This is a genomic window from Roseibium sp. RKSG952 (assembly GCF_009711355.1).
In genome coordinates this window covers 17151-30509 of the sequence record NZ_SMMF01000917.1, presented here as the reverse complement: position 1 = coordinate 30509, position 13359 = coordinate 17151, and the positions used below count along the sequence as shown (strand labels likewise).

At 56.9% G+C, this 13359-nt stretch carries 11 protein-coding genes; 5 read left to right on the top strand and 6 right to left on the bottom strand.

What is annotated here, in order from left to right:
* Positions 1-3: 3 nt before the first annotated feature.
* Together E1297_RS20390 and mnmD are read right to left on the bottom strand one after the other, a co-directional pair.
* Positions 4-1518, bottom strand: coding sequence for an ankyrin repeat domain-containing protein (locus E1297_RS20390; RefSeq protein ID WP_155141692.1), 1515 nt, complete (start codon positions 1516-1518; stop codon positions 4-6).
* Positions 1519-1704: 186 nt separating this feature from the next.
* Complete coding sequence (gene mnmD / locus E1297_RS20385) at positions 1705-2463, bottom strand: tRNA (5-methylaminomethyl-2-thiouridine)(34)-methyltransferase MnmD (protein WP_155141690.1); 759 nt, start codon at positions 2461-2463, stop codon at positions 1705-1707.
* A gap of 116 nt (positions 2464-2579) precedes the next feature.
* Between mnmD and E1297_RS20380 the strand changes: the two genes are divergently transcribed.
* Together E1297_RS20380 and E1297_RS20375 are read left to right on the top strand one after the other, a co-directional pair.
* Positions 2580-3764, top strand: coding sequence for an FAD-binding oxidoreductase (locus E1297_RS20380; protein ID WP_155141688.1), 1185 nt, complete (start codon positions 2580-2582; stop codon positions 3762-3764).
* A 156-nt stretch (positions 3765-3920) separates the two neighbouring features.
* Positions 3921-4397, top strand: a complete 477-nt coding sequence (locus tag E1297_RS20375) for a YbaK/EbsC family protein (RefSeq protein WP_155141686.1) — start codon at positions 3921-3923, stop codon at positions 4395-4397.
* 23 nt (positions 4398-4420) lie between these two features.
* Here E1297_RS20375 and E1297_RS20370 read toward each other — a convergent pair whose 3' ends face one another.
* The gene (locus E1297_RS20370) at positions 4421-5431 is read right to left on the bottom strand and encodes an SDR family NAD(P)-dependent oxidoreductase (RefSeq protein WP_155141684.1); all 1011 of its coding nucleotides are present in this window, start codon (positions 5429-5431) and stop codon (positions 4421-4423) included.
* A gap of 330 nt (positions 5432-5761) precedes the next feature.
* Between E1297_RS20370 and E1297_RS20365 the strand changes: the two genes are divergently transcribed.
* The gene (locus E1297_RS20365; RefSeq protein ID WP_155141682.1) at positions 5762-7159 is read left to right on the top strand and encodes a mannose-1-phosphate guanylyltransferase/mannose-6-phosphate isomerase; all 1398 of its coding nucleotides are present in this window, start codon (positions 5762-5764) and stop codon (positions 7157-7159) included.
* A 123-nt stretch (positions 7160-7282) separates the two neighbouring features.
* On the opposite strand, the gene cysN is transcribed toward E1297_RS20365, so the two are convergent.
* The 3 genes from cysN to cysQ all read right to left on the bottom strand — a co-directional run bounded on the left by cysN (position 7283) and on the right by cysQ (position 11106).
* Positions 7283-9217, bottom strand: coding sequence for a sulfate adenylyltransferase subunit CysN (cysN, locus tag E1297_RS20360; protein WP_155141679.1), 1935 nt, complete (start codon positions 9215-9217; stop codon positions 7283-7285).
* Positions 9218-9219: 2 nt separating this feature from the next.
* Positions 9220-10134, bottom strand: coding sequence for a sulfate adenylyltransferase subunit CysD (gene cysD / locus E1297_RS20355; protein ID WP_155141677.1), 915 nt, complete (start codon positions 10132-10134; stop codon positions 9220-9222).
* Between the two features lie 69 nt (positions 10135-10203).
* The gene (cysQ, locus tag E1297_RS20350; protein WP_368669626.1) at positions 10204-11106 is read right to left on the bottom strand and encodes a 3'(2'),5'-bisphosphate nucleotidase CysQ; all 903 of its coding nucleotides are present in this window, start codon (positions 11104-11106) and stop codon (positions 10204-10206) included.
* 257 nt (positions 11107-11363) lie between these two features.
* On the opposite strand from cysQ, the gene E1297_RS20345 reads away from it, so the two are divergent.
* Positions 11364-12734, top strand: a complete 1371-nt coding sequence (locus E1297_RS20345; protein ID WP_155141673.1) for a PLP-dependent aminotransferase family protein — start codon at positions 11364-11366, stop codon at positions 12732-12734.
* A gap of 153 nt (positions 12735-12887) precedes the next feature.
* The gene (locus tag E1297_RS20340) at positions 12888-13328 is read left to right on the top strand and encodes a DUF983 domain-containing protein (RefSeq protein WP_155141671.1); all 441 of its coding nucleotides are present in this window, start codon (positions 12888-12890) and stop codon (positions 13326-13328) included.
* The last annotated feature ends 31 nt before the right edge of the window (positions 13329-13359 follow it).

Sequence of the window (13359 nt, the reverse complement as noted above, 5' to 3'; positions counted from 1 at the left end):
CTTCTAGGTCCGCAAGGCCCAATCCTCCAGAAAGACGGCCATCTCTTCCTCGCCGCAGCCGGAAACATAGTCCGGGAAAAGGGTTGCTCCCGCTTTAAGGGCCATGCGTGCGCAGGCAATGTGATCCGCACCGGGCCGTTTGGGTGCGAATTCCGCGCCATGTACAATCGTGTCGAGCGCATCGCCGCCGAACTTGTTGCGATAGGCAAGATCCGGCTGAAGACCCAGAAAATACCGGAACTCGTCGGCAAGTCCGTTCCACCCAGCGACATGAAGTGGTGGCAGCCCCATATCATCCCGCGCGTCCGGGTCGAGCCCGGCAGTGACGAGTGCTTTCAGGTGTTCCAGCCGCCCGGGCTGAAACGCGATCTTGGTGAGGAGACCTCGATCTTCAGCTGAAAGGGCTTCCAGATCCAGTCGCTCTGGCGGAGCTGCACCGTCTGCACAAGCTGCAAGTATGCGTTCGTTGAAGTCCAGATGTGCGGGAGCGCCCCTCTCGGCCAACAGGCCCGCCACAGCATCGTTTCCATAAATGCGCGCCATGGCGTAAGGCGTATGGCCATCCCAGTTGGCCGAAGGATCTGCACCAAAGTCCAAAAGCAAAGTTACCATATCGACCGAAGCGCCTCGCCGCGCGGCCTGATGCAAGGCCGGGATCGTATCCATCGGATGGCCACTTGGATGATCCTCGGCGGCCTCGTTCGGATTGGCGCCCGCTTGCAGCAGCAAGCGCACCTTTTCAATGTCATCGAAATCGAGCGCTCGCGGCAAGGCGTTTGTTCCCGATGGACTTGCGCCATGGGCAAGGAGCGCTTTCAGAGCGTCGGTGTGCCCCAACTCGGTCGCATGGTAGAGGCTTTCATTGTCATCCGGGTTTGCCCCCTGCGCCAGCAACCACTCCCCGAGCGCGGGATTGTCGGCATGGCACAGAGCGCCGTAGAGTGCGGAAATTGTGTGATCCGATTCAGAAGCAGCCCGATAGCCGTCGTTGACATTCGCACCGTGATTGACGAGCAGCTCCGCAATGGCGAGCATGTCTGCCGCCTTCTCCGGAGACCGGTGTATTTCCCTGGAATAGGCCAGATGCAGGATCGGGCTCCGCACACCGGCAAGCTGCGTCGCCGCTCTCGGGTCCCTGTCGACAGCCTTGCGGACAGCCGCCAGATCATACAGCGCCACCTCAAGGCCGAAGTCCGCCTGCGCCAGATCCGGGTCTTCGGCCAATAGTTTATGCGTAACCCAGTGCTGACCGAAGTAAAGGGCCCTCCTCAGCCTGTCCGCACAGTCCGGGCGGCTCATCCCAGCGATTTCCAGGGCCAGCTTGAGTTTGGGCCAGCTTGCAAATCCGGCTTCGCGGGCAACAACATGCAAGAAGTCGGCATGTTTGGGACTGGCTGACGAAATCCCTTGGCGTGCGGCGCGCTCCAGCGCCTCGGGCTCCGCCGACGCATAGGCCTTTTTCAGGGCACGCGCATTTTTCCGATAGCCGTCAAGGGTCTGGCGAGGCTTCACAGACATGGCTTTTCTCCTGTCAGTTCGCCCGAATGATCCGCTTTGTATCGGGCGCAGGTGAAAAACCGGCATGTACCGTCTTCATGTCAGGGTGCTCATCGCTTTCCGCGGATCCGGCGGCCGCCCTCATCGGCCACGCCAATTTCGCGCAACACTCTTGCGATTGCAAGCCCGGCGGTTGCAAGGGCATGATCAGACGGTTTCGGTCTTCAACCGTCCAACGGACATCTCGCGCTTTCCGGCGAAGCCCCTGACCTTTTTCATCTCGAACCCGGCGGCTTCCAGATTGCGCCGAACCCAACCGGCCGATGTGTAGGTCGCACATGTGCCGTCACTTGCCGTCAGAACAGCGGCGTGTTGCAAGAGGCGTTCGTCCCAGAGTTCCGGGTTTTTTGCCGGACTGAAACCATCCAGATACCACGCATCCACCGGATCGACGGGACGTCCGGCGTTCGACCTAGGATCTCCGCCGCCAGTTTCGAGACCGGCAATCAGGTCGCGGGCATCGCCGATGCCGAGCACCAACGTTGCTTCACCGAGCGGGACTGTTTGCCATCCGGCGCGTGGTGCCCAGTGCTCAAGAAGCTCCTGCGCTTCCGCTTTGAGATCCGGAAATGCCGACAACGCCAGATCCAGCTGCCCGGCAGACATCGGAAACAGCTCGAAACTGACATAGGTCAGTCTGAGCCCCGGATGCGAGCGGCGCGCCTCACGAAGCGTTGCAAGGAAATTCAACCCCGTGCCAAAACCGAATTCACCGATTGTAAAACGCTGCCGATCAGCCCAACGATCCGGCAAGCCATTGCCCGCAAGGAACACATGACGTGTCTCGGACAGCCCTCCCGCCCGCGAAAAATAGGTATCGTCAAACTGCGCGGCCTTCGGCACGCCATCCTCCAGCCACGTCAACTCCGGATTTGAAATATCGTTATTATTGTCAAGTTTTTTCATTGTATCCTGTACCGGTACCGAGACGGCCTTGAATCCAATTCGCTGAAACGCATCTTCCTGCGCATACACGGCTTTGATATGTGCACGCAAAACACAAGCACAGACTGGAGCATCCCTTGCCACTTTCGACTTCCGGCCAGAGTTTCGACCTTGCGATAGCAGGCGGCGGTATTTTTGGCCTGTCCATTGCGTATGCCGCATTGAAACAGGGATTGAAAGTGGCGGTGTTCGAAGCCGACAAGATTGGCGCGGGCGCAAGCGGCGGGCTGCTTGGCGCGCTGATGCCACACATGCCGGCCCGCTGGAACCCGAAAAAGGAATTTCAGTTTCGTGCGCTTGGCAGCCTGGAAACCCATGCCAGAACGCTGGAAAGCGAGACCGGCATGAACACCGGCTATCGCCGATGCGGCAGATTGCTGCCACTGACCACGCAGGACAAGCTGGATCATCATCTTGAGCGGGCCGAGGAAAGCCTCGAACGCTGGAACCCGGACAAGACCGGTTTTGCCTACAGCGTGGAACCCGCCGGCAGTTACCGGCACTGGCTTTCACCGGAGGCAGCTCCCTTTGGTCTGGTCTGGGAAACGCTGGCCGCCCGGATCTCACCCCGCGCCTATCTGGCGACGCTTGCAAGCTACATTCGACAGCACGGTGTCCTTGTTGAAGGCACCGCTGTTACCCGGTTCGAGGAAGACACCGGGCAGGTGATCGTTAGCAACGGGAAAGGTCCTGTTTTCGCAGGACAAATGATCTATGCAAATGGTCATGCAAGTTTCCCGGAGATCCGGCGCCTGACCGGCGAGACCGTGGGGCGTGGTGAAAAGGGTCAGGCGGTTCTGCTCGAAGGGCCGGAACTCGAAAACCTGCCGGCGATTTATTGCGACGGACTTTATGTGGTTCCGCACGGCAACGGCACGGTGGCCATCGGAAGCACGGCCGACAAGGTCTATGAAGACGGCACCCCCTCGCGCGAACGCACCGATGAGCTCGTAAGACGGGCTGTCCGGTTTTGCCCCAAGCTCGCCGGATTGCCGGTCTTGAGCGCATGGGCCGGGATACGACCCAGATGCAACAAGCGGGATCCTTTGATCGGACGGTTGCCCGGTTATGAAAGAACCTATGCGGCGACCGGCGGCTACAAGATCTCCTTTGGAATCGCGCATCTGGCCGCAGACGCGCTCCTCGGCGAGATCAGCCCCACGGCATCCGGTCCCGCCTTGCCCGACACGTTCCGGCCGGAACATCATTTTGGCACGAACGCCTTGCCTGCAGACAACGGCCATATGCACCTTGGTGCGTAGAGCTCTCGCCGGGCCGGATGGGCCATTTTCTTGTGCCCCTTGCTCCCGGTTTCGAAAACCGGAGCCCATCCCCGCGTATGCGGGAGAACCTCTTGACGATAACGCCATGCTTCGGAAAAGACTGTCAAATACCAACGACAAAAGCGGAGCCCGATCATGAGTCTCGAAAGCGTGCGTGCCCATCTTGCCGAGGCCGCCCCGGACCTAGAGATCATCGTCACCGGAACAAGCAGCGCGACCGTCGAACTGGCGGCGGAAGCCCATGGTGTCGAGCCTGCGCAAATTGCCAAGACCCTCTCGTTTCGTCTCAAGGATGAAGTGTTTCTGGTCGTTGCGCGAGGAGATGCCCGGCTCGACAACAAGAAGGCCAAGCAGGTCTTTGGCGGCAAGGTCAGGATGCTCGGCCTTCACGAGGTCGAGGAGCTGACGGGACACCCGGTCGGCGGCGTCTGCCCCTTTGGCCTCGCCGGGCCGCTCAAGGTCTGTTGCGACCTATCGCTCAAGGCCTTTGACGAGGTGATCCCGGCAGCAGGTGCCCAAAATGCGGCGGTGCGGATCACCCCTGACCGGATGGCTGAAATCACTAATGCCGACTGGGTCGATGTTTGTCAGGAGGCCGAGGCCTTGGCCTGAGGACGGGGCTGCGGCCACGGCAGCTAGACGCGGTAATAGTCGCGGTACCATGCAACAAAGGCCTTCACCCCGTCGCGCATGCCCGTTTTGGGCCGATAGCCGGTCAGTTTCGTGAGCAGATCCGCATTGGCCCAAGTGGCCGGAACATCGCCTTGCTGGATCGGCATGAGATTGCGGACAGCCTTCTGCCCTGTTGCCTGTTCAATCGCATCGATGAAGTCGGTCAGCTCAATGGATTCCGAATTACCGATATTGACGACCCGCCACGGTGCCACCGGTGACAGGCTGTCGCCTTCCGGCACTTCACCATTTTCGGGGCGTTCGGGAACAGCGTCCATCAGCAACCGGATCCCTTCGACCAGATCCTCGATGTAGGTAAAATCCCGCCTCATCCGTCCGTGATTGTACACGTCGATAGGATCGCCATTCAGAATGGCTTTTGTGAACTTGAAGAGTGCCATGTCCGGGCGCCCCCAGGGACCATAAACCGTGAAGAACCTGAACATGGTGGTCGGCAGGCCGTAAAGATGGGCATAGGAATGCGCCATCGACTCGGTCGCCTTTTTGGTCGCGGCATAAAACGACAACTGATGATCGGCCTTGTCAGTCTCGGTGTAGGGCATATCCGTATTGGCGCCATATGCGGACGAGGTTGATGCCAGCAACATGTGCTTTGGAGGATATGCGCGCGCTGCTTCCAGAAGCTCGAACGTCCCCTTGATATTGCTTTCCAGATAGGAACGCGGTTCTTCAATCGAATAGCGGACGCCAGCCTGGGCAGCCAAATGGATAATGTAGTCGGGCCTCTCCCGTTCCAGCAGCCTCGACAAAACGTCCGGGCTCTCAATCCGCTCATGGACTGCGGAGAAATGCTGGTTTTGCAGCAACATCTGTTCCCGCCGGTGCTTGAGCCCGACATCGTAATAATCCGTCAGTGCATCAATACCGATTACACGGTAACCGTCCCTCAGCAACCGGCGGCACAAGTAATAGCCGATAAACCCGGCGGATCCGGTAACGAGTACAGTTTGCATGTTTTGGAGGACCGGTGCGCTCTGGTGGACGGGACCCGCGTGGTCTATCCTATTCTGCGGCCACGCGCCAAGCGGAAATTAGACGGCCGTTCATATACTTCCGAAAGCCGCTATGGCTTTTTGGCAGTGGGCCACTCTCAAAAACCGCGTGTAAAATTGCAATTTCACGGCGAACCTTCATTAAAAATAAACCAGAATGTCAAAGTGCTGGATATTTTAAATTGCAGACGGACAAAAATTCTTGAGCTCCTGTTTTGATCAGCCGTTGCCTGAAATGAACGGTTATTGGCTGCGCATGAGCATATGCTGACACAGTCTTTGGAGAAGCAAATGATTTATCCTTGCATCCTATCCGGCGGCGTTGGAACCCGTCTTTGGCCACTTTCCCGGCAGGATCGCCCAAAACAGTTTCTGCCTCTGTTCGACAACCGCAGCCTGTTTCAAATGACGGTGAAAAGGGTTCAGGGCTCCGCTTTTGCTGCTCCGATCGTCATTGGAAATCAGGATCACCGCTTTCTATTGGGCGAGCAGCTTCAGGAGATTTCCGCGCAAGCCGATACGATTCTTCTCGAACCGATGGGCCGCAATACGGCGGCACCGGCGGTAATGGCCGCTCTCCTGGCAGAAGACCGGGATCCGGATGCTCTCGTGCTACTCCTGCCGTCCGATCACATGATCGGTGATGTCGATGCCTTTCACAAGGCCATCGCATTGGCTGAACCTGCGGCTGAAGACGGCCGGATCGTTACCTTCGGCATCACGCCGGACGCGCCCAATACCGGATATGGCTATATCCGGCTCGGCGCAGCAGAAGGCGACGTTCATCCGGTCGACGCATTCGTTGAAAAGCCTGATCGCAGCACTGCCGAACGCTTCCTGTCCGAAGGCAACCATGTCTGGAATGCCGGTATCTTCCTGTTTTCGGCCAAAGCCATGCTTGCAGCCTTTGAACTCTATCAGCCGGACATGCTCCGGCATCTTCGCACAGCATTGGCCGACAAAAGTGTCGACCTCGACTTTACCCGCATTTCCGATGAGGCTTTTTCGAAAGTCGACAACATCTCCATTGACTATGCGATCATGGAAAAGGCTAACAATATCGCTTGCGTCCCGATGGCTCCGCAATGGGATGATCTGGGCTCGTGGTCGGCCATCTGGTCCGTGCTTGACAAGGACGCGGACGGAAACAGCGGCTTGGGCGACACGCGTTTCCTGAACAGCAAGGACTGTCTCGCCTATACGGATGACGCGCTGGTGTCCGTGGTCGGCTTGACTGACGTGATGGTCATCGCGACCCGTGACAGTGTACTTGTGGCTGACAAGGACCATGCACAGGACGTGAAGAAGGTCGTCGACGCGCTCAACAAGGATGGACGGACCGAAACCCAGTATCACCTGCGCGCCTACAAACCCTGGGGTTACAGCGAACGCATCAACGCAGGCGACCGTTTTGCTGTCCAGTCGATGATGATCAAGCCCGGCAAGCGGATGAGCCTGCAAAGCCATCTGCATCGCGCCGAGCATTGGGTGGTCGTGTCGGGAACCGTCGAAATCACGATTGATGACGATGTCCGGCTATTGTCGGAAAACCAGTCAGCCTATGTCCCGCTCGGCGCCATCCATACCTTGCACAATCCGGGCAAGATTCCTGTCAGGATGATCGAGGTGCAATCAGGCACATATATCGCTGAAGACGATATCACGCGCTACACCGACACCACGGTCTAAAGGGCAACCGGCAACGCGTAGCCGGGCAGGCTGACCACTATCGGCAAATGCCCTTTTCCCGCCAAACAAAAACGCCGGGCCTTTGATCAAGGCCCGGCGTTTTTACAATTGCCTAAGGACTTCTTAGTCGGCGCTGTTCAGGAACCCGTTGTTGCGCAAATAGTCGATCACCTCGTCGGCAACATCTTCAGGCTTGCGGCCAATATTGTGCAAGTGAAGCTCGGGGCTACTCGGCGCTTCATATGGACTGTCTATACCGGTGAAATTTTTGATCTCACCGGCTTCTGCCTTCTTGTAAAGGCCCTTCGGGTCGCGCTTCTTGCACTCCTCGATCGGCGTATCGACGAAGATCTCGATAAACTCGCCCGCCTCCATCAGGTCGCGCGCCATCCGGCGCTCGGAGCGGAATGGAGAAATGAAGGAGACCAATGTCAAAAGACCGGCATCGGCAAACAGTCCGGACACCTCACCCACACGGCGGATGTTTTCGACCCGGTCTGCGTCCGTAAAGCCGAGGTCACGATTCAACCCGTGGCGAATATTGTCGCCATCAAGCAAATACGTATGTCGGCCTTCCGCATGCAGCTTCTTTTCAACCAATGAGGCAATCGTGGATTTGCCGGACCCGGACAATCCGGTAAACCACAATACCGCAGGTTTTTGTCCGAGCGAGCTTGCCCGCGCTTTGCGATCGACTTCAAGCGCTTGCCAATGAATATTGGTCGCACGCCGCAACGCGAACCACACCAGACCGGCACCGACCGTCTGATTGGTCATCCGGTCGATCAGAATAAACGACCCCGTGTGCTGGTTCGCCTCGTAGGGATCGAAAGCAACGGGCGCTGCCAGAGACAAGTTACAGAATGCAATCTCGTTCAGATCGAGCGATTTTCCTGCAATTTGTTCAAACGTATTGACATTGATCTTGTGCTTGATCTCCGTGACGGTCGCATTGACGGTCTTGGCACCAATCTTCAGGAGATAAGACCGTCCCGGCAACATTGCGTCTTCGGACATCCAGATCAGATGAGCCGCCATCTGATCGGCGACATCCGGGCGTGCCGCCGGATCGGCCAGCAGGTCGCCACGGGAAATGTCGATCTCGTCTTCAAGAGTGATCGTCACAGCCTCACCGGCACGCGCGCTCTCCACGTCTCCAGCCGGAGAAATGATTTTGGCAACACGGGAGGTTTTTGCCGGTCCAGCAACGATGACCTCATCGCCTACAGAGACACGTCCGCCAGCGATTGTTCCCGAATAGCCGCGAAAATCAAGATTCGGACGGTTCACCCATTGCACCGGGAACCGGAAAGGACGGTCCTTTTCATGCTCCCCGATCTGAACGCTTTCCAGATGGCCCAACAGGGTTGGACCGGAATACCAGGGCATGCTTTGGCTCGGCGCGGTGACATTGTCTCCAAACCGGGCCGACATCGGAATTGCCACGAGGGTTTCAAAATCAAACCCGTTGGCAAACTGCTCGAACTCCTCCCGGATTTCATCGAACCGCTCTTGAGAATAATCAACGAGGTCGATCTTGTTGACTGCCAGCACCACATGCCGGATGCCCAGGAGAGATGCGATAAAAGCATGGCGGCGGGTTTGCACCATCAAGCCGTTGCGCGCGTCAACCAGAAGCACGGCAAGATCCGCGGTAGACGCACCGGTCGCCATGTTCCGGGTATATTGCTCGTGGCCCGGGGTGTCGGCCACGATAAACTTTCGCTTGTCGGTCGCAAAGAACCGGTAGGCAACGTCGATCGTGATGCCCTGCTCGCGCTCGGCCTCAAGGCCATCCACCAAAAGGGCAAGATCGATTTCTTCGCCAACTGTGCCGTGCTTGCGGCTGTCCTTTTCCAGCGAGGCCAGCTGGTCCTCAAAGATGAGTTTGGTATCGAACAGGAGACGGCCGATCAGGGTGGACTTGCCGTCATCGACCGAACCACAAGTCAGAAACCGCAGTTGGTCCTTGCTTTCCTGGGACCGGACGTATTCCGTAACCGCCTGCTCTGCTTCAAGCTCAGCCGGGGCGTTCTGGAGGGGCTCTGCATAACTCATGATTAGAAATATCCCTCGCGCTTCTTCTTTTCCATGGAGGCGCTTTCATCCTGGTCGATCAACCGGCCCTGACGCTCCGATGTACGTGCGATCAACATCTCGCGAACGATCCCCGGTAATGTAGTGGCGTCTGACTCAATTGCACCTGTTAACGGATAACAGCCAAGCGTCCGGAAACGGATCATCTTTTCTTCTATTTCCTCGCCGGGCAGCAGCTTCATCCGGTCATCGTCAACCATGATCAGCATACCGTCACGATTGACGACCGGGCGTTTCGCCGCAAAGTAAAGCGGAACCATCGGAATATTCTCGATCAGGATGTACTGCCAGATATCGAGTTCGGTCCAGTTCGACAGCGGAAATGCCCGAATGCTTTCGCCTTTTGCCACGCGTGCGTTGTAAAGGTTCCAGAGCTCCGGCCGCTGGTTTTTCGGGTCCCATGCGTGAGCCGCATTCCTGAAAGAAAAGACCCTTTCCTTGGCCCGAGACTTTTCCTCGTCGCGCCGGGCACCACCGAAGGCCGCATCAAAGCCGTATTTGTTGAGCGCTTGTTTCAAGGCTTCGGTTTTCATGATGTGCGTATGCACCGACGAGCCGTTGTCGAAAGGGTTGATTCCCTTTTCCACGCCTTCCTTGTTGGTGTGAACCAGCAATTCGAGGCCTAGTTTTGCCGCCGTTTCATCCCGGAACTTGATCATGTCCCTGAATTTCCACGTCGTGTCGACATGAAGCAGCGGAAAAGGAGGCTTGGATGGGTAAAAAGCCTTCATCGCCAGATGCAGCATCACCCCGGAATCCTTTCCGATGGAATAAAGCATCACCGGATTGCGAAATTCCGCTGCGACCTCGCGGATGATGTGGATGCTTTCCGCTTCAAGGCGCTTCAGATTCGAAAGGCGCTCTTCTGGGAGGGACATCAATATACCTCGTTGCTTTCGTCTATTGCTTCCGCAGCCGAACCACGGCAGCGGTTTCTGATCATTGACCTAGGCCGGCTTGTCTCGAGCAAATGTCTTCAATTCCGGCAGCAGCTTGGCATCTCCAACCGCGATGAAATGCGGATTGCGAAGATCATCTTTCGTCGGATTTTCCGGAATTTTGTATGCAAACGGCAAAAGCCCGTCCGCGTAAAGCGTGTGCCCGCCTGCTGCCCGCAAGATCGCATCCCCGGCAGCAATATCCCACTGCATCGTTGGTGCGAGGCGGGGATAGAGGTCTGCCTTGCCTTCGGCAACCCAGCAGAGCTTCAAGGATGAACCGACGGACACCCGCTCGGCCACATCAAGATGGTCAATCAGCGCTTGCGTTTCAGCAGAGCAATGGGACCGGCTGGCCAGGACCGTCAATCCTTCAGACGGGACTTCACGTACAAAGATGGAGACGGCATCCCGAATGTTCTGCCCCTCCGCATGCGCCTTGTATGCCACGGCACTGGCATTGGCTGTTCCACCAAGGTCTTCCGGAATGGAGCCGCCCCAATAAACAGAGCCAAGAGCTGGTGCCACGACGACACCGAACACAGGAACACCATTTTCAATCAACGCAATATTGACAGTGAATTCCCCGTTGCGGCTGATGAACTCCTTGGTTCCGTCAAGCGGATCAACAAGAAAAAACCGGTTGCCCGTGCTTGGGAGATGTCCCGCCTCAACGTCTTCTTCAGCGACAACCGGTACGGACGGGAAAAGTTCCCGCAAACCGGACAGGATAACCTTCTCCGCCCTGGCATCGGCCTGCGTGACGGGAGATCCATCAGCCTTGCCTTCACTTGAGAAGTCTGTTCCGTACACATCAAGGACTTCGGCAGCGGCAGCAAGCGCCAAGCAAACAACTGCATCTGAAACATCATTTTCAAATCGGGAAAAACCAAGATCTTTCAAAATATACACCCCAAAAATCAAATAGCACTTGACGATTCACATTGCTCATATTGCACGAGTGATCCGAGCGCAAGAATTGTCATTCTAAGAAAGTGCCATTTTGTAAAAAGCCGCTATCCACATGATGAGAACGCCCATTCAGCACACCGTTTTTCTAAGAGACGCTGTTTGAGGCTAAGGGACATCTATCCAAACAATTTTACATACAATATAATATTAGCGCGCGAGACGCTCGCGCCAACTACCGGGAATGAGGATACTATATATTGCCCACTTGGACACCCAAACTCGACACAAACAGCAAACCCATCTATCTGGCAATTGTAGAGGCGTTGGTGTCCGACATATCCGGAGGAACGCTTCTCCCAGGCACACAATTGCCACCTCAAAGGCAGCTGGCTGACCATCTGGGCGTGGATTTCACAACAATCAGCCGCGCATATGCAGAAGGCAGACGCCGGGGGCTGATTGAAGCTGCGGTCGGGCGTGGAACCTTTGTAAAGTCCGTCAAAGCAGTGAAAACTGCCAACCCGAAACGCGACCTGGGCATGAACCAGCCACCCGTCCCGAATGCACCTCACCTTGGCTTGCGCGTTGCCCAAGCCTGGCAGACTGTCGGTCAACAACAGGAGTTGGGCGACCTGCTACGCTACCAACACCCCGGCGGCACGGAGACGGATCGCGCCGCAGGGGTTGAATGGCTCAAAAAGCAGCTGCCGGAGATATCCACGGACAGCGTCATGCTTTTTCCCGGAACACAGAGCGCGCTTACGGCAATCATAGGGCATCTCACGCACTCCCGGAAGGTGATTGCAGCCGAAACGCTCTGTTACCCGGGCATCCGAGCACTTGGAGCTCTTCTCGGTCTTCGGGTGATCGGCATTGCCATGGACCATGAAGGTATTCTCCCCGCATCTCTTGGAGAGATCTGCGAAAAAGATGCGCCAGCTGCAATCTACTTGAACCCGACCCTTCACAACCCGACCACATCGACACTATCCTCGGAGCGCCGCATCGAAGTCATCGAGATCGCGCGGCGGCACCGAATTCCGCTGATCGAAGATGATATCTACAGCTACCTCAGCCCGGAGAGCCCTCCTCCTCTGGCGAGCCTCGCACCGGATCTGACCTATCATGTGTCCGGGCTTGCCAAGTGCGTATCGCCGGCTCTACGGATCGCCTATGTCGTCGCGCCGGACCGGCATGCCTTGAAGCGGCTGACATTTGCCGCAAGGGCCACGACGGGCATGATGCCGCCCTTTCTCAGCTCTCTTGCGGCACACTGGATAACAACCGGTCTGGCACGGGATATGAGCCGCGCCATCGCCGAGGAGACAATCGCACGCAGCCGGATTGCAACTGATCTCCTGCCCGCCCCCCTTCTTCAATGCGCAAGGGAGAGCTTTCATGCCTGGCTGACGCTACCGCCAGACTGGACCCGAAACCAGTTTGTTGACGAAGCGCAGGAGATTGGGCTTTATCCGGTGGCAAGCGACGCCTTTTCCTTGGGGCAAGCTCCTGAAGCGGTTCGACTGAGCCTCGGCGCTCCGGAAACCAGGGCAGAGCTAAGCGAGGCCATGTCTCGACTGGCTGATTTGCTGGCCAGACCGCATACATACGATTCGTTGATTGTCTGATCCAATACCAGGGAGACAGTTTGACGCAATTATACATTCAATTAAATATTGATTGCATTCATTTTTTCCATCACCATGCGTCCACTTAAAACCTGCTTTCACCGAAGGCTGGACCGTTACCCGCTCCCGGTGAAGCGGACCGAAGGCGAAATAATGACCGACCGAACCTATCCGAAGATCCCGCCCTACAAGACCGGCCCTTTCGGCAAGTGCCCCCGGTGCGGCAATGGTCATTTGTTCAAGGGATTTCTGACCCTTCGCCAAAAGTGTGAAGCTTGCGATCTGGACTATTCCTTTGCAGACCCCGCAGATGGCCCCGCTTTTTTTGTCATCTGCTTCGGCTGCGTTCCCAGCGTCGCGCTGGCGATCTGGATCGAAGTTGCCTATACGGCACCTTACTGGGTCCACCTGTTTACGAGCCTGCCCTTTTTGCTTCTGACATGCATACCGCCACTCCGGCCTTTGAAAGGCTGGCTGGTCGCGAGCCAGTTCTTTTACAAGGCAGGCGAAGGTCGGCTAGCCGAAGACTCAGAGGTCACTTCGCGCATTGCCACCACACCGCCAACCGAAGCACAAGTTTCCAAGACAAGCTGAAACCGCCCCAAAAATGTTTCAGCTGAAGGAA